Here is an 18,867-nt window from a genome sequence, read left to right on the forward strand (position 1 = left end):
ACTCCCGAAAAAAAGGTGGGCTTAAGCCCACCCTTCATATTGATTTATTTAGAATGATTGACGGAAACGAAGGTATGTAATACGTCCGTATGCGTCATATAAATCGAAGTTATAGTTACGACCGCCAAATGGGCTTAATTGCGGCTCTTTCTCAAAGGCATTTTGCATACCTAGAGAAATCTGCGTACCCGTTGACATGTTATATGTAACTTGCAAATCATGTGTTACCCAAGTTGCAATATTACCTGTCTTATCTAAAGAACCATCATCATTTTGAGTAACGTCTTCATATTGCTTACCAATTAGATTGATATTCCATACAAAGTCAAAATCACTCCAAGTATAAGTATTGTTTAGAACTGCACGATCTTGAGGCTCACCTGGATCTTTCAGTGTATTACGACCGCCATCTACTACGCTTTCAAACTGGTGACTCCATTGTAGAGTTTGCTTGAATGTGCCCGCATCACCAAAATCAAAGGTAGTATTTAAGTTTAAGTCTAAACCATTGATAGACCAGCTACCTTCATTTGCGTAGCCTTGAGTGATTAGATCAATACCACCATTGCTTAAGCGCTCAACACCTAAGCCCGCAGGAATTGGATCGCCTGTTTGCTCACGGTTAAGAATCGTTGTTGCACCAAAGAAACGGATCATATTTGATATTTCAATATCATAATAATCAGCAGAGAAGTTTAACCAATCTGTTGGCTGATATGCTAAACCTAATGACGTTTGTTTAGATGTTTCAGAACCAATTTCTGGGTTGGCAAGAGTAACTGCGTTAACTTGAACATCACAGCCGGCTTCAAGACCAAAGTTTAAGCATGAAGGATCATCGCTAACATTTGGGTTATCAGGAGCTGGCTTAGCAGTCGTGATATCAAGTGTTGGCGCACGGAAACCTTCACCGTATGACGCGCGAAGTACTAAACCTTCCATTACGTCATATTTAAATGAGATTTTAGGCGAGAAATCACTACCGTAATCAGAATATTCATCATAACGGCCAGCAAGAGTCATCTCAAGATCTTCCATTAACGGGAATAATGCCTCGAAATAAGCACCTTTAACATCACGAGAACCACCCGCACTGTTGCCTGATGAACCACCAACTTGACCAGCTTCAGAAAGCGAATCATACGTATCTTGATACTCTTCTTTACGGTATTCAGCACCAACTACTGCTTGGATCATACCACCGCCAATTTCCATTACATCAAACGATGCTGAAGCGAATAGCTCTTCTTGATTGAATTCACCAATACGAGAAGTGGTTACTTTAAGGCCGCTTAAAAGCTCTTGATAATCGCTCTTTTCAGTATCCGTTGTAAAACGAGAACCAAATGGGTCATTTAACATATAAGCGCCGCTATCCATTGCAGCACGCGCATTACTACCCATTAAGTAGTTACGACCGATTTCGTATGTTTTAGTTTTAGTTTTGCGTGCACCAAAATCAACAAAAACATCACCAATTGAACCTTCAGCACCGAATAAGAAATCTGTAGACCAGTTATCTACGTTGTTATCACGGTTACCTAGTGCAGCAAAGCGGTGACGGATTTGAACTAAACTTGGATCATCGCCATTGGCAATTTCACCAGCTCGCTTATCAGCCATGTAGCTCGCAAATTCTGCATCGTAAAAAGGGCTATTTGGGTTAATAGGGTTGTTAGGGCTATCATCTGATAAGAAGGCTGCATCACCTGCATCATTCAAAGAAGGTGCATATCGACCAAATGATTTTGTTTTAGAAACAAGCGTATGCGAAAAGATTTTCCAATCGTCATTAATCTCATATTCTGCTTTTAGGAAAGCAGATTGGTTACCTGTTGACGCTTCATTAGCATTGGTTGCGTTGAAGTTATAACCACAGGCACCCGTTGAGCCATACATGAAGTTTTCTAAGCTGTCACATTCTTCTTGAGAAATGATCGATCTGTAACCAGCTTCTTTTAAAGCGTTAACACCAAAGCTAGATGCACCAGGTTGAACCCAAGGGTAATCATGTTCATAAATAATATCGCGGTTATTCCAAGAAATACCACCAATCACTGATGCATTATCGCTCGATGCACCAAAAACTACTGAGCCTTCTTCACGATCACCACCCTCTTCAGGAAGGCTTACATCGCCCGCACCTAGACGTACCTCAACGCCATTAAAGTTTTTACGTGTAATGATGTTGATTACACCTGCAATCGCATCAGAACCATAAACAGCTGAAGCGCCATCAGATAAAATCTCGATACGCTCTACTGCAGCCATTGGGATTGAGTTTAAGTCTTGTGAGTTACCTGTCGAAGGTGATTTAGGAAGACGGCGACCATCTACTAGGATTAAAGAGCGTGATGCTCCTAAACCACGTAAGTTAACTTGCGAGACACCTTGAGCTGAACTACCAGATTGAGGGCGGAATGAACCCGCAGAGTTAAAGCTAGTATTACGAATTAAATCAGAAACTGACGTTTGGCCTGAAAAGTCGATTGCTGCACGGTCAATAACGGTTACTGGAATTGAGCCTTCTAAGTCTGTACGTTTAATACGTGAACCGGTTACAGCGATACGTTCAACTTCTTCTACACTTTTGTCATCAGCAGCATAGCTCGTTGCTGAGAATGCAGCAGTTGACGCTGCACCAAAAGCAATCGCTAAGCGAACTGCTTTTGAAACTTTATTATTTAACATTTGATTCTCCCTGGTCATATCCATGTTATGACTTTATTAATTTATTTTAACCCCAAAAAAGGAACTAGTACCTCATAAGGGGATTAAATACTAATATTAGGGACAACATTTGGTCAACAGCTTTTTAACCATTGTTTTTAAATGTAAATTTTAAGTTTCAGGTAAATATTTAATTAAAGAAAAATTTCATTACATATATTTCACATTAATTTATATATTCAAAACAATAAAAAAATCAGAACAAGGTTCTAACCTTAATTTCTGAGCACCTCATACTTTATTGGTAATTGATTGTTTCAAATATCTAGCCAAAAACTTTTCCATTTTTGTATAAAACTCAATTTTATTTTCTTGCTTTTGAAAACCGTGACCTTCATTTTCTTTCATGATTTATTCACTATCAGACAAAATTACTCCTTTTTTGCCTATTCATCGCGTAAATCGGTCACATATTGCTTATCTACACGCGGGTTTTTCGCACTTTACACTATCATTATTGGCGCTTTAATATTATCTACATGTTGCAATGGTGTAATTCGTTTTATCCCTAGAGCTAATTGCTTTTTATTTTATAAAAAAAAACCTCGCTATTATGAGGCGAGGTTTTTAAAGCTTATGCATTCTTTAAAGTTAGAACGTTTGTTCTACTTTTAAGAAAATTGTTCTACCAAGCACATCGTATAGTGCTGTAGAAGCATCACGGTAGTCATAGAAACCGTCATACCACTTAGGTGCTTCACGGTCAAAGATGTTATTAACACCAAATGTTACTTTACCATTCCAATCATGCATGTAAGATACTTGCGCATTATGCTTGAAGTAGCTTGGTACTGGTGCCAATGCATCATAATTGAACTCTTCAGCACCTGATTCTTGTTTACCAATGTAGTAAGTAGACCAAGCAGCACCAAAGTTGTCATATTTCCAATCAAGCGTCATATTTGCACGCCACTCTGGGTAGTCTTGAAGACCAGAGTAATCGAAAGGATCTGCGCCTGCTTCTGTGATTTCTACAAACTCTTCAACATAGCTTGCTTCACCGCGTAATGAGAAATCACCGATGTTAGTTTCATGAGTGTAGTTCGCTTTAAAGTCAAAACCAGACGTCTCTAAAGAAGCCATGTTTTGGTCAAAGCTGTACATTACGTCAATTTTACCTTCTGCATCACGCACAACAGCTGGGTTAGAACCATTTTCAATTTCATCAGACAGTAAACGATCTGTACTGATTGCAGCTATACGGTTATCAATTTTTACTTTGTAGTATGAAACTTCCATTGAAAGTGTATCTGTCACATTCCAAACTGTACCAACAGTTAGAGACTCACCTTCTTCTGGCTCTAAATCTGGGTTACCACCAAACCAAGTTTTGTGTTGTGAACCACTTGGCGCACAGTAAACAGTATCGCTTGCAGCGTTACCTTGGTTATCACACCAAAGTGTATCGTAGTTAGTTTCGAAGCTTAAAGATTGACTAGAGAACATCTCACCCATGTTTGGAGCACGGAAAGACTCACCCCAGCTTGCACGTACTAATAAGTCATCAGTGATACGCCAAGCAGCACCTAGTTGACTAGTTACGTTATCGAATTCACCTGCAACAACAGATGCACCTACGTCACCTTCTTGCTCATATTTATCGTAACGAACCGCCGCATTTAAATCTAAACCGAATGGGAAAGCAGCTTGAAGCTCTAAGTAGCTAGAAGTACGGTCACGTGTTGCAAATACATCATCACCGCCTGAACCACCTGACACATTACCTGAAGCAGATAGAGGATCTGAATACTGAGTAAAGTCGATAGTTTCAAATTCAGCACCTACTACACCTGCTAAAGTAAATGATTCATTATCAACAAGCGTTGTAGAAACTAAACCGTCAAATTGAGTACTTTCGAACTCTGCTTTATAGGTACCCATGTGAGCTGCACCAGCATAAAGCTCTGCCATTTGTGCATCCCATGACGCAAAGTCCATACCTGTAGTATTAAAGATATCGTACTCACCTGTATCAATTAGAGATTGTACAAGTGGGTCATTAATTAGGTTACGGTTGAATGATTCAGTCGTAGAGCGGCTACGCTGAGCATTGATTTCCCAGTCAAATCCGTTACCAATATCAGTATAACCTACTAAGCCACCAACAAAATCGATGTTAGCAATTTCAACGCGTGTATCACGATTACCCAAGTTAGCAGAACGCATGCTTAGTGAAATATCTTCACCATAAGGGTTCATAGGGTTATCAGCATACATAGTCGGTTTTGTAGTTGATACAGGTGTACCAGCATAACGAGCATCAGTCTTAGACATTGAAGCGCTTGCACGACCACGGAAATATAAGTCGTCAGTTAACTCGTACTTAAAGTTTGAAAGAATTGAATCTTGTTCTGCATCAGCGAAAAGCTTAGTTACAGCACCATAACTGTATAAACAACGGCCATCACTACTTGGTACCGTATTATCTGCAGCATCACATGAGTCTGCTGAGTACCAGTTTTTAGAATCTTTGCCTTGACCGTTTGGAACAGAGCTGTAAGACGAGAATGCACCGTATAATTCAGAATCTAATTCCCAGATATCACGGTCATAAACTGCATCTGCTTTATAGTGTTCGTAAGTTAATGTGATATTACCTTTATCAGATGCATAACCACCAGTCACAGAGAAACGATTAGTATCGCCACCTTCTACTGAAGGTAACTCTGTGTCATATGTGAAGTTTAAACCATTAAAATCTTTTTTAGTGATGATGTTAATTACACCAGCAACCGCATCAGAACCGTATACCGCAGATGCACCTTCACGAAGAATTTCAATACGCTCAACGATTGCCATTGGAATACGTGACGTATCAGCAGCTGCACCTGAAGAAGAGCTAGTACCAGGCATACGACGGCCGTCTAATAGAACTAGTGTGTAGTTTGCACCAAGACCACGCATATTAACGTTTGAAGTTGCGGCGGCACCTGAACCATAACCTGACATACCACGCCAAGAGCCGAAACTGTTTACAGACGAGTTATTTAATACATCTGCAACTGTCGCTTCACCAGATAACTGGATATCAGCTGCAGTAATAACTGTCACTGGTGAGGCAGTTTCCATATCAACTTGCTTGATACGTGAACCTGTTACTTCGATGCGTTCAACTTTTCCTGCATTTTCTTCATCTGCTGCAAATGTACTAGCAGAAAATGCAGCTGTAGAAGCTGCACCAAAAGCAACCGCTAAGCGAACAGCTTTTGAAACTTTATTATTTAACATTTGATTCTCCCTGGACCATGTTATTCATGGAATATTTATAGTTATTCAAAATAAATGCATATTACGCAGACATTTCGAGCTTTGATAATAATACTCGCCACTCTCAAAGGTCAACACTTCAGTAACGCAAAAGTTCAACTTTTAACAATAAATATAAAAACACCACAGAGTTAAAAACAAATTTAACACACGAAAAACCCTTAAACCATAAAGGGTAGAGCACCATTCACAATGAATTACAAAGGATAAGAAGAATCCCACTATTTAGTATCAATAAGGGTACGCATCAATATAACACAACATACTTGCAATAAACGCAACAAAAGACCGGTTTGTATTTTAGATTTTTTTATCACTTAAATTTAAAATTTGAAAACTTAAACCCACGAGATAAAGACGAAACCACAAATTACCTAGATAAAATGATAGTTAAATAGAAATTACCAGATTAACAATGCAAAAGTTAATAGAATGAACATTCTATTAACCAACCCCAATCAACCGACTCAATAAAAAACCTTAACCCTCCTAATTTACTAGGATAACCATGCCAAGTAGTAATGTATTCGGTACATATCAACTTGAAAAAAATGTAACAATCGGCAATAGTTAGATTGTTAAAACAACAAGGAAAAATCATGCTTAAACAATTATTACTAATTGCATTTACTTTTTGCTCACTTTCTTCGTACGCAAAAATAAATGAACTACCAGAAGAATTCTCCGACTTTAGCCTTAATCGAGATATAAAAATTTCATATGAGGATCTTGATAACTTACTTGAAATAACAGTTCTTGATATGGGTAGGTCAGATAGAAGCTCACGTAAATCGAAGTCATCAATTGGCACAAGAATGAAATCCCACAAAAATAATGATACAGCTTTGGAGGCTAATCGTTTTTTATTTGAGGCAGTAACCAAATCAGAAATAAAAGATGGCTTTCACAAAATTCGTGTTAGCTTAGAAAAAGTACCTGACGAAATTTCTCTGAACGAACTTAGCCTTGATGAGCAATTGGCCTACTGGCTTAACCTTTACAATACAGCGATGATTGAAAAGTTAATTGAGCACTACCCTGTTCGCGATACAGAAGACCTTCTTTTTGATGATGATTCAATTTTAGATGAAGAATTTTTAACCGTTGCTGGTTATAAGCTTTCATTGAATGATATCCAACATAAAATCGTTTTCGAAAAGTTCGGTAAAAAGAAACCAATTGTTATGTACGGCTTTTATCAAGGTAATATTGGTAGCCCAAACCTGCGTAATGAAGCTTATAAAGGCAGCAAAGTATACCATCAACTAGTTGAAAACGGTGAAGAGTTTGTAAACTCGAATAGGGGTATGCAAATTAAGCGTAAAAACCGCCTTTATGTATCTAAGTATTATGAGCAAACTGAATCATTGTTTACTGACTTCGAAACTGAGTTACGTGAACATTTAGAGGACTACGCTGAAGGTCAAATGAAAAGCGATGTTAAATACGCAAAACGGTTTAAAATTGACATTGAAGATTGGAATATAACCGACTTATTTGGAACAGAACGTAGTTTTGGTGCATCTGCCTCAACTAACCCTGCGGCTATGTTAAACGCTGTAGTGAGTAATTCTGATATACCAGTCTCTGCAGATGGCAGTAGCTCAGGCATGGGTGCCGTTAATGTTAACTTTATTAATGACTCTATCATGATGCGAACGATGGATTTTGGTCGCTTCTCACCTGAAATGTTAGAAAAAATTAAAAAGCTTAACTTAAAACGCCAAGACAATAGCGGTACTGTTGAGATCAAAGATATAGATTCAAACAATTAATCGCTAAGCACCGCATGTTAGTAATCAGCGGCATGCGGTTTTTTTCGAATAGAAATCTTAATGCTAAGTCAGCTTTTCACAACCAGATCAGGCCTTACAAAAAAAAACCAAAGCTAACCTAAACTAAGTTAACTTTCAGGGCTGTTTATAACCCTTCACCAACAAGTAAAAGACAGTAAGCACACCGAAGAAATCAGAAACCTTGATGTAAATCAATAGTAATATTTTACTTTACAGTACACCCTGTTAACATAAAGCAAAAACAGGGTGTACGAGTGAATTATTCATTGCAAAGAGCTTTGCACGCATTCAATCAGCAACAATATGTGCAGGCATTACAACTCCTTTCTTTACACACAAACAAAACCGCTGATTGGTATACATTAAATAGCTTATGTTTATCAGCTGTAAACAAAATAACTGATGCTGAGCAGTGTTACTTACAAGGCTTAAGCCAGTTTAGTAATCATGTCGGCCTTTTAGACAACTACACCAATCTACTATGTAAACAAAAAAAGTATGCAGACTGTATTCAGTTTTGTGAATACAACACAGCTTCTTTGTCACTTGAAAAGCCACGCCTCAATTACATTGAAAGCCTAATTAATCAAGATGAATTATTAAAAGCTGAACAATTACTAAGCGAAACATCGCCCTCGCTGAACGCATTAGTTCGTTACCACTGGCTCACTTTAGAACTTTTCGAGCGACTGGGTGACTTACAACAAATCGAAAACTATTTTCAAACAAAATTGCCAGACCAATTAAAAGGGCAATTTCATTTCGTTTATAAACATGCCTGTAATTATCGAAATCTAGGTCAATTTCCCGAGGCGTTAGCGCTTTTGCAAATGCTTTTAAAACAGCAACCAAGCGCCGAATTGCATTACATAATTGGTTGTACATACTATGATTTACAGCAGTATGAACAAGCACAAGCTCATCTTAAGGCATGCTTAGAGCTTGCTCCTAACTATGTACCAGCACATGAAAGCCTTAACAAGCTCTACTGGGAACACTCGCAGAGCCAATTAATGAGTTCTTATGCTCAAACTTTCAAGAACTATGATGCAAACCCTGTTCTGATCCATTCACAAATTGGCCAACTACTGCAACTAGATAAGCTAGAAGATGCATTATTAGTAAGCAGTAACGCAACCCAAAACCATCCACAAAACTTAGATTTACATCATGCCCACAGTATTATTCTAGATAGAACAGGTGAAGAAGAAAAAGCATTTTCACTCCTTCAACAGCTCGTTAAAGCAGCCCCACAAAATGCTCGTTACTGTATTGATTTAGCAAACTTTTACATACAACAAGGCGATTACAGCTCAGCGATCTCTCATTTAGAAACCGCAGTAAAATTGAATCCTCACAACCAAGAGCTTTGGGCATATTTAAGTATTGCTTGGCGACTATCAAATAATGATAAATATCACTGGTTAACTGACCTAGATAAATTCGTTAAAGTGATGGAGCTACCTGCTCCGCCTGGTTTTAAGACCTTTGCTGATTTTAATAAGCAGTTGCAGGAGCTAATGATCAGCCTTCACACAAATAAACTACAACCATTAGATCAAAGTGTGCGCAGCGGTAGTCAAACCCAAGGTCACTTGTTACACCGTTCAAACCAACTTATTGATTTATTTAAGTCATCTATGAATGAATGCATTAATCAATACCTGATGCAGCTACCAGAGGATGCTAACCACCCTCTATTAGCGCGTAATCATAAACGCTTTGTTGCCAGAGGTAGTTGGTCGGTAAAACTAGAAGAAGGTGGTTTTCATGCTAATCATATCCACCCTCAAGGTTGGTTATCAGCGCCGAGCTATATTTCTATTCCTAATGAGATGAGTAAAGATGATGAAACTAAAAATGGCTGGCTTAAGCTAGGAGAAACCAGTCTTAACTTAGGTGAGCGTGAGTCTATAGCTCGTGAAATATGCCCTGAGGAAGGTCAAATTATTATATTTCCAAGCTATATTTGGCATGGTACATACCAACTAAAAAGCACTAGCCCTCGGCTAACTATTCCATGTGATATCATGCCCTTAAAATAATAAAAAAGACCATCTAAATGATGGTCTTTTTTATTACCAATTACTTATTTAACAGCGCTTTTGCATCTAGATAGGATTCTTCATCGGCCTGTATGTGTTCAAGGTAATTTGCAAATCGTCCTGAGGATGACTTATAAAGTGGCTTTCTAACTTGCCATACACTCGCTGTACTTACAGTGCCAGATTTATTATGAAATCGCTGTGCTTCATCAGTGTATTCTAGCCCTAAAAAACTAAACAATTGTTCTAATACCTGCTTAGGTGACTCAACAAGTAAATCATAATCTATCGTAAAAATATCATCGCTAAAGCACGACTGCCAATGTAACTTAATGCGTTGCTGCTGCTCATAGTGATGCAAAGTATCATTCAGTGACACCGCGTAGTTTAAACTCGGGCCTAAATGTTGGAAATAAGCTGATAAGCTGTTATCTTTGATATCTCGCTCAGTCCAAATGATCTTCGCATTTGGATATAGCTGCTTAATAACGTCTAAATAAAGGTAATTTTCTGGGCGTTTATCTGTAACGTAAATAGCACCTTCGGCTCGAAGAGTTAGTTGCTCGTTATAACCATTTATAAACTCAGGATCTTTAGCCTTATTTGCAAGCGCCTTTTCATCACTAATTAAATTGAATAACGATGAATGTAAATAGGCAATCTCACCACCTGCTGCTATTTGCTCGTTAGAGCTGATAATTTGTTCAATCAGTGTTGAGCCAGAACGAAACATACCGCAAATAATGATAGGCGTAATAGAGGTATTCGCTGCTTGAAGAGTGATATTACGCGCTAAGGTGTAGTCAGTTACCGCTTCAATAGACTGGCGATCATAAACTGGTAAATACTTTTTATTGTATTGATTTGCTTTTACATAATAGTGCCAAGCTTTCTGATAATTTTTGCAATCATTAAACACTTTACCAAGTGCATAATAAAGATCAGCACAGGCAATATCATCTGACTCTCGTTGTAATATAGCTAGGCATGCTTGTTCGTAGTTAGTCGCATCTTGTTCAGAAAATGTTTCGATGTCAGCCAGCCTTGCTTGTGCCATCGCGTTAAATGCATCTATTTTTAAAACCTGTTGAAAGCCCTTTTTCGCTTTATCTTTATTACCGAGTTGTTCGTAAATATTTGCCAATGCGAAGTTGGCTTGCAAACTCTTATTATCATGCCTAATCGCTTGTTCTAAATACTGTATTGCAACACTCGGTTGATGTAACTGTTCATTATGCACATAAGCAATTTCTATTAAAGCGGGTACTTTAAACTGCTCAGATAATGTGAGAGCTTGCTCGAGGAAGCGTATCGCTGCATCGGCGTTATCAAGCTTTCGTTCTATAGTACCTAGCTGAAAACATATATCAGCTTGCTGCGGATTTGCTGTATATAAAGGTAATAGCGCGTTTTTTGCAATTTCGAACTCACCACAACTTAAACTTATTTGCACTAGGGTCAGTACGTAATCAAATTTTGTTGGAGCAATCGATACCAGTTGCTGGCAATAAGCAATGGCTGTTTCAGTGTCTTGTTGCTGCATAGCAACTTTGAAAAGGATCTGTAACGCTTTTTCAGCTAATTCACTGTTATATGTTAACGGTTTTAATAATTCTATCCCCTGGCTAACTTTACCTTGCTGAAGTAAAGCAACAGCTTGGGTAAACGCGTGTTGTTCTGATGTCATTGTTTCCCCATAAAAAAAGCGAGCCGAAGCTCGCTTTATAATACATTAATTAATTCAAATTAGAATTTTAACGTTACGCTTGCGTGGAAGTAACGACCTAATGTGTCGTAGAAACCAGCAATCGCGTTACCATTTGTAGATAGTGAACCACCTACCATTGGCGGCTCTTTGTCTAGAACGTTATTCACACCAATAAGTACTGAAGTGTAATCATTTACAGTGAATGAACCTTTAAGGTCAAGATAGCTTTGTGAACTAATACCGCCTTGAGCTAAAGTATCACTACCCTCATAGTCACTTACAGCACCGAAGTAACGCCATTTAGCTGTTGCTCTCCACCAGCTGCCTGTGTCATAGCTTGCACTAAGAACATGACGCCATACTGGTTGTGGGTAACAACCATCGTTTAACGTGTCAACACAGTCATATACTTCACTTACGCCAGGAATATTATCAAATTCCTTAGTCATCATGTAAGTACCGATAAGGCTTGTAGAAAGTGTACCACCGCCGATTTCCATGTCGTAGTTAGCACTTAAATCAACACCTTCATAGTGAATGTTACCTAAGTTAGTGTTAGTTGCTACAACTTGACCAGAACCAATCCAAAGGCTAGCACTACCAGGCGTACGTTGTACGTTATCACAGAATACTGCTTGGCCTGTTTTACCACATTGCTCAACAATGAGCTCTGCGTCAATCGCACCAATTGCATCTTCTAATTCAATATCCCAGTAATCGATTGAGAAATTAAAGTCTTCAAACGGGTTACCAACAACACCTAAAGTGATTGTATCAGCGATTTCAGGGCTAAGATTCGGGTTACCACCGAAGAAACCATTGTATTGGTCAGCAGGGCTCTTACCTACGTTACCGTATTGAGATGCTGGAACACCTGTATTAGCACATTCTGCTTGGCTAAGAGATGGTGTTGCACCCGCACAAGGATCGGTACCGGCCCATAAACCTGTGCTTTGTTGTGCGAATAGCTCGCCGTTGTTCGCAGCACGAACTGCACGGTTATAGCTTGAACGGATCTTCCAGTTTTCAGTAACATCCCAGTTTACAGCTACTTTATAAGTAGGCTCTGAACCTGATGTGCTGTAATCAGACCAACGATAACCTAGTTCAACCAATAAGCTTTCGAAGCCTGTTACATCTTCAACAATTGGTAAGCTTAACTCACCGAAGAATTCAGTTACGTCATATTCACCGTTTAAGCTCTTAGTTGTACCACCTTGACCTAGTAATAAGCCTTGTGCGTAAACTTCATCCGCTGTACGGCTGAAAGTTTCTTCACGGTATTCAGCACCAAATACTGCCGCGATTGGGTAATCTGAAGAAGGAAGACCCCATTCAAATTCACCAGTAACGAAACCATTCACGATAAACTGCTCTGTAACACCATTAAGAATCGCAGTACCAGTTAGTGCACCAGCTGACTCAGGAGTAACACCTTGATACGTGAATACTTCGTAAGGGATACAACCAGATGTTGCTGAACAGTCTTCGCCATTTGCAGAAAGTGCAGTACTGATACGCGGACCGAAGAAGTCATTTTCGTATGCTGAAGATGAAGACGAAGAACCGTATTGTACGAATGCTTCGTATGACCAAAGGTCACTGATTTCACCTCTACTACCTAGTACTAAGCGGAATGAGTTATGCTCAAGGCTATCAGCACGTGGGCCACCTTCAACGTTACGTTTACCGATGTAAGTTGCAAACTCATCACCAGAAGTTAAACCAAAACGATCAGTTAGGTTTTGACGCTGTGCATCTGTAAGAAGCGGGCTATCGTAATCGATAACATAGTTTTCGTTAAAGAACGTACCAGACTCAGCGATTTGCGCTGTAGTACGGTCACGCATGTACATCGCTTCCATGAACGGTTGGAAGTGATCATTAATTTCGTACTTAGAGAATAAACCTAAGGTGTGGCGCTCGTTAGGACGCATGAAGTGGTTAATTGGAGCATAGTTATATACGTTACCACTTGAAGGAATGAAGCTACTATCAGAACCAAGTGTCCAATAATCGTAATCATCCCAATCGAATGCACCGCTGTCTGTAGGCGCTGAGATATAGAAGTTAGGAATTACAGCGTTACCAGAACCACCACACGCTGTACCTGCAGCATTTAGAGCACATGAAGAATAGTCACGAGCACCTTGGCGTAATTCATTTTGCTTTTGGTAAGTGAAATAACCAACAGCATGGCCTTTACCACTATCGAAAGAGCCACCTAATGTAGCTGAGAAGTCAAAAGAAGAACCGTCAAAACCTGAGCTACCTTCTGGGTAGTCGAAGTCACGCTCATCCATTAAACCTTGGATGTATTCATTATCATTGTCGTGTTGATATGCAGTTGAGCCTAGGCTTACTTCAAAACCTTCGAACTCATCGTTCATTACAAAGTTTACAACACCCGCTACCGCATCGGCACCGTAAGTTGATGAACCACCACCAGTCATTACGTCAACACGCTTGATAAGTGCAGCTGGGATTTGGTTAATATCAGCCGACTGAGTGTAGATACCACCCGCTTGCATACGACGACCGTTGATAAGTACTAGAGTACGCTGTGAACCCATACCACGTAAATCAAGAGTAGCTGTACCAGAAGCACCATTTGATTGGAACGCTGTGTTTGAAGCTTCAAGTTGAGGCAAGCTATTCATCATGTCTTCAACACGTGTAAAACCAGCTACAGCGATTTCTTCAGCTGTTGTAACTTGAACTGGGCTTGCAGTTTCAATATCAGTACGTTTGATACGTGAACCTGTAACTTCAATACGTTCAACTTTTTCTGCTGCTTCTTCTTCAGCAGCATAAGAGTTTACAGAAAACGCAGCTGTTGAAGCTGTACCAAAAGCAAGCGCTAAGCGAACTGCTTTTGAAACTTTATTATTTAACATTTGATTCTCCCTGGACCACTATATTGTGGCTATATTTAGCATAAGCTTGTTTATTATTTGTATCGCATCAGGACTGCGACAAACAAATAATAAACAAATAAACCAAAATATCCAGCCCTTTATTTACAATTTTTTAATGAAGCAGCAAAAAGTTTACTTTTTCTTGTTTTGTGGACAAAAAACACACAAATAAGCGTTTAAACTGAGCTTACCGATCATTCATCGCAACAAAGAGTCAAAAAAATGTTAATTTTTCTAAAAAAGCTGTATCTGACGGTCACTTAGTGACGAAACTTTAGTACCCAAATCAACAACAATCATTTCAGCTATTGGCAACAATTGTTTGTTAACATAAATGCCATAATCGTAATTATGGTGACCTGTGTAGTACTCAGCGCCGTTAGCGGTGTAAACATATTTAATTATTTGTCCACGCTGGAATGCAAGATGAGGATTGTCAGCTAAGTACTGTTTCGCTGCTTTAACGTGGGGAGGGATGTTTTTTTGGTAATCAGTTAAATGCTGACCCAGGCGTTTGCGATAGATTAACTTAGCGTCAAACTCACCTGCATATAGTTTTTTAACATACCTATCAAAGGCTTGAAAAATTAATTCTTGGCTATAATTTTCAGCAAATAATATCTCAAATAATTCTGTTTGAAACTCATGAGCAAGTTCTGTCCAATCACTCCTTACGGTTTCCATACCTTTAAAAACTAATTTTGAAGCACCATTTTTTTCGACTTTTCCTACATAACGCTTTTTTGAACCCATTGTTTTGCCTCTAATAGTGGGCATAAAAAATGGGCTATAGTGAGTTTCGTACTCAATTTCTAAAAAGCTGTCTATTTTATAGTCTTTCTGCAAAACCTGCTGCCAGCGTTTGTTAATTTTCTCCGCCAGTTTCGTACCGATTTCATTACAGTTTAGTGAATTTAGATCATCATCAAGCTTAACAAAGGTCGAATCTGTATCACCATAAATGACGTTGTAGCCCCACTCTTCTATCCATTGCTTAGTTGTTTGCATTATTTCATGGCCACGCAAAGTAATTGAACTCGACAATCTCGGGTCATAAAAGCGACAACCTTTAGAGCCAAGTACACCATATAAGCTATTCATGATGATTTTAATTGCCTGCGAGAGCATAGGTTGGTTTTTATCTTTGGCCATTTGTCTTGTTGCTGCAAGTTCACGAATAAGCTCAGGCAGATGGTGCTCAGTACGTGAAAACTGTGCTTGGTTAAAGCCTTCGATTGCGTCATCTGGCTTTTTTAACCCTTCAACTAGACCAAGAGGGTCTATACAAAATGTACGCATTATTGATGGATAGAGGCTTTTGTAATCAAGCACCAGGATATTCTTGTAAAGACCTGGCTGCGATGACATGACATAACCACCTGGGCTGTCAAAACTTAACCCATGATCGCCTAAATTAGGGGCTATATAGCCACTTCTATGCAGCAGAGGTAAATATAGATTAGTAAAGGCCGCTACTGAGCCGCCCATTCGTTCTAATTCAAGTCCGGTGAGTTGGCTTCTTACAACTGCAAAATCGAGTAACTTTAATTTCTCAAAAATCCGCAAAACTAAAATACAGTCTTGCCTGTTGTAATTAGCAAGAGACAGTTTGTCTTCATTAAACTGACGAATAATTTCTTCAAGGCGATTATCTGTGCTGATCAGCTTCTCTTCGCCAAGCTCAATACTGGCTACATTGGCAAGGCTAAAACTGTCGTAATGATAGGTGGCATTTTTTAGCGTATCAATACCATCAACAACGATGCGACCAGGCATTGTTATCCGAGTAATGTTTCCCGAGCGCACGCGCATTTTTTCTTTATTGCGGCCAAGCTTTAGAGAAATACCTAATGCCTCAGCTCTTGCGTTAAGCACACTGAAGTCAAACTCAATAACATTCCAACCAATCAATACATCAGGGTCAATTCGCTGAATTTCATTTTCAAACTGAGTAAGAAGATCTATTTCATCTTCACACCAGTTGATTTGATAATCTAGATGAGTAGTTGGCTCTGGGCGACCTATCATTAAGACTTTATCAATGCCATCTCCGACTAAGCCAATAGAGAATAATACGCCTTCGCCATTACACTCAATATCAATAGAAACATGTTTGAAAAAAGGTCTAAATTCATTGTTTGGTTTTAATCTTGCGTTCTTTAACAGTCGATAACCGCTTCGTATTTGAATTTCACCTTTTACCCATACAGAGCCTTTAATGAAACGCTCCATCAAAAATCTGTCAATTGGCCTAACATCATCTTCAAAAGTAACTAGTTGTGAACTTTTTAAAACCTTAATGGCGCTGTAGTAATCTTTTAACGATTTAAAATAACAGCATACCACCGACTGATTTTGGAAATTTTTTAGTTTGGCATCAGCAAAACGAACATGAATGTTTTGATTTTGTAATAGTCGCTTTGCAGCAGTTACTTGGTTTTCAGGAATGAAAAATACCACCTCTTGGTGTTCAACCTGTACTTTTAAAGGGCCATTGTCGCACCAGAGCCAAAACACAAAACTAACCCCTGATGAGCTATCAAACGCTTCTTTAGAAAGGATAAAACCTGTATCTGTAACCATTTACTTCAAATATCTATTACGGAAGGGGTATAGTACACCCTAACTACATAAAATTATAAGAGCCAATTATGAGCCCAATTGATGCGATTAATAACGCAAAGACACTCATTGCTACTGAACCACATAAAGCTAAAGTTATGTTGTTAGAAGTACTCAATGAAAATCCAGAATATCACGATGGCTGGGCTTTACTTGCTGATACTCACAAACTACTGCAAGAGCATGAACAACAGCAAAGTGCACTAAAACAATATGAAATGATCTATTGGTTTAATAAACAACTAGACACTGCGAAACAACAATTAACCAATCAAAACCCTCAGCAAGCGCAGCATACCATTCAGCAATTATTAAAATTAGTACCAAATGAATATAGAGCACTTGATACGCTGGCTGAGATCGCATTTAAAGTGGGTGATAGCAAAGCTTACTTTGCAATATCAAAACATAACCTTGAGAACAACTCGCAAAGACAAACTGTTAAAGAAAGCTACTGTAAAGCCCTACTCAATACCAAGCAATTTGATGAGTTAATCTCTTTTTACCACTCTTCGATATCTTCATCGACGTTATACGTTGAGAGCCTATTAGCGATCGCTCATGTAAAATTAATGCAATTTGATGAAGCTACAACCATCTATAATAAGTTACTTGATGCAAACTATTACGCAGCCCAATGCCACCTTCGCCTTGGCAACATTGAAAAAATAAAAGGTAATACTGGGCTTGCTATAGATCACTACAAACAAGCACTGCAAATAGATAAAAAACTTGGTGAGGCTTACTGGAATTTAGCAAACTTAAAGACATACACTTTTGACAGAAAGGGTGTAGACATCCTAGTACAGCTCACGCAAGCTGCTAAGCCAAACCTTAATAGTGCTCAATTCTATTTTGCGCTCGCAAAGGCATATGAACAACAAGGTAACTTCAGCTTATCATTTGCGATGTTAGAAAAAGCAAACAATATTCAAAAGTCACTAACTCCCTACAAGCCGAGCAATTTCACTTCTCGTTGCACGCAACATTTAACTCAAAAGCCAATGCCTCATAATGCATTTGATGAGTCGTTACAGCTGATTTTTATCGTCAGCTTACCCCGCAGTGGCTCTACCTTAGTTGAGCAAATTTTAGCAAGCCACCCTGATGTTGATGCAAGTTATGAATTAACAGAAATTAACGCAATTGCGCGAGAGCTTGAGAGTAAAAAACTCTCAGATGTACCTTATGGCCTTGATAAACTTTCAGAACAAGATAAGGCTCACTATGCCGCAAGGTATTTAAATTTTATTGCTCCATTACGCGGAAAAAATAAGGTCTTTATCGACAAACAACCCGCAAATTTTCATCATATCGCATTAATAAAAACTTTATTTCCAAACGCTAAAATTCTCGAAGTAACGAGAGATAAAGCCGCAACAGCATGGAGTTTATACAAGCATTCTTTTTCTGAGGGCCACGCCTATAGCTACGATTTCAAATCGCTTGCACAATATATAAATGATTACGCAGATTTAATGTCGCACTGGCACGTTCTTTATCCAGATGAAATCTTCAATGTTGACTATCAAAACCTTGTTAATGATTTTTCCAATACAGTTTCTGAGTTGCTAAATTATTGTAGTTTAGAAATGCATGAAAGCTGCATAAGCTTTTATAATCATCAGCGTCCGATAATGACACCAAGCTCAGAGCAAGTAAGACAACCGATTTACAAAGATGCTTTAACGCAATGGACAAATTATAAAGTTCACTTAGAGCCGCTATTAAAGCTAATAAAATAATAATCGAACAAGTCGCTTGTAGTTGCCCAGTTAAAT

The 18,867-nt window shown here is 38.7% G+C and carries 8 protein-coding genes; 3 read left to right on the plus strand and 5 right to left on the minus strand.

Annotated elements, in window-relative coordinates:
• Positions 1–48: 48 nt before the first annotated feature.
• Positions 49–2,691: a TonB-dependent receptor plug domain-containing protein gene (locus tag KQP93_RS11200; protein WP_217874449.1), complete on the minus strand. Its 2,643-nt coding sequence runs from the start codon at positions 2,689–2,691 to the stop codon at positions 49–51.
• Between the two features lie 630 nt (positions 2,692–3,321).
• Complete coding sequence (locus tag KQP93_RS11205; protein ID WP_217874450.1) at positions 3,322–5,958, minus strand: TonB-dependent receptor; 2,637 nt, start codon at positions 5,956–5,958, stop codon at positions 3,322–3,324.
• Positions 5,959–6,596: 638 nt separating this feature from the next.
• Between KQP93_RS11205 and KQP93_RS11210 the strand changes: the two genes are divergently transcribed.
• Together KQP93_RS11210 and KQP93_RS11215 are read left to right on the plus strand one after the other, a co-directional pair.
• A complete protein-coding gene (locus tag KQP93_RS11210) occupies positions 6,597–7,772 on the plus strand; it encodes a DUF547 domain-containing protein (RefSeq protein ID WP_217874453.1) in 1,176 nt (391 codons plus the stop codon).
• A 275-nt stretch (positions 7,773–8,047) separates the two neighbouring features.
• Positions 8,048–9,838, plus strand: coding sequence for a putative 2OG-Fe(II) oxygenase (locus KQP93_RS11215; RefSeq protein WP_217874455.1), 1,791 nt, complete (start codon positions 8,048–8,050; stop codon positions 9,836–9,838).
• Between the two features lie 40 nt (positions 9,839–9,878).
• Here the strand turns inward: KQP93_RS11215 and KQP93_RS11220 are convergent, their stop codons facing one another.
• The 3 genes from KQP93_RS11220 to KQP93_RS11230 all read right to left on the minus strand — a co-directional run bounded on the left by KQP93_RS11220 (position 9,879) and on the right by KQP93_RS11230 (position 17,047).
• Positions 9,879–11,525, minus strand: a complete 1,647-nt coding sequence (locus tag KQP93_RS11220) for a tetratricopeptide repeat-containing sulfotransferase family protein (RefSeq protein ID WP_217874457.1) — start codon at positions 11,523–11,525, stop codon at positions 9,879–9,881.
• 59 nt (positions 11,526–11,584) lie between these two features.
• Positions 11,585–14,443, minus strand: coding sequence for a TonB-dependent receptor domain-containing protein (locus tag KQP93_RS11225; protein ID WP_217874458.1), 2,859 nt, complete (start codon positions 14,441–14,443; stop codon positions 11,585–11,587).
• 255 nt (positions 14,444–14,698) lie between these two features.
• Positions 14,699–17,047: a DNA polymerase II gene (locus KQP93_RS11230; protein WP_217874459.1), complete on the minus strand. Its 2,349-nt coding sequence runs from the start codon at positions 17,045–17,047 to the stop codon at positions 14,699–14,701.
• 68 nt (positions 17,048–17,115) lie between these two features.
• Here KQP93_RS11230 and KQP93_RS11235 point away from each other — a divergent pair, with 68 nt between their 5' ends.
• A complete protein-coding gene (locus KQP93_RS11235; RefSeq protein ID WP_217874461.1) occupies positions 17,116–18,831 on the plus strand; it encodes a tetratricopeptide repeat-containing sulfotransferase family protein in 1,716 nt (571 codons plus the stop codon).
• The last annotated feature ends 36 nt before the right edge of the window (positions 18,832–18,867 follow it).

It is taken from the genome of Pseudoalteromonas shioyasakiensis (genome assembly GCF_019134595.1).
Lineage (GTDB): Bacteria > Pseudomonadota > Gammaproteobacteria > Enterobacterales > Alteromonadaceae > Pseudoalteromonas > Pseudoalteromonas shioyasakiensis_A.

What these genes read in the sequence shown, in the direction of transcription:
- KQP93_RS11200 (WP_217874449.1), bottom strand. Translation starts at nt 2,691, where the DNA reads ATGTTAAATAATAAAGTTTCAAAAGCAGTTCGCTTAGCGATTGCTTTT.
- KQP93_RS11205 (WP_217874450.1), bottom strand. Translation starts at nt 5,958, where the DNA reads ATGTTAAATAATAAAGTTTCAAAAGCTGTTCGCTTAGCGGTTGCTTTT.
- KQP93_RS11210 (WP_217874453.1), top strand. Translation starts at nt 6,597, where the DNA reads ATGCTTAAACAATTATTACTAATTGCATTTACTTTTTGCTCACTTTCT.
- KQP93_RS11220 (WP_217874457.1), bottom strand. Translation starts at nt 11,525, where the DNA reads ATGACATCAGAACAACACGCGTTTACCCAAGCTGTTGCTTTACTTCAG.
- KQP93_RS11225 (WP_217874458.1), bottom strand. Translation starts at nt 14,443, where the DNA reads ATGTTAAATAATAAAGTTTCAAAAGCAGTTCGCTTAGCGCTTGCTTTT.
- KQP93_RS11230 (WP_217874459.1), bottom strand. Translation starts at nt 17,047, where the DNA reads ATGGTTACAGATACAGGTTTTATCCTTTCTAAAGAAGCGTTTGATAGC.
- KQP93_RS11235 (WP_217874461.1), top strand. Translation starts at nt 17,116, where the DNA reads ATGAGCCCAATTGATGCGATTAATAACGCAAAGACACTCATTGCTACT.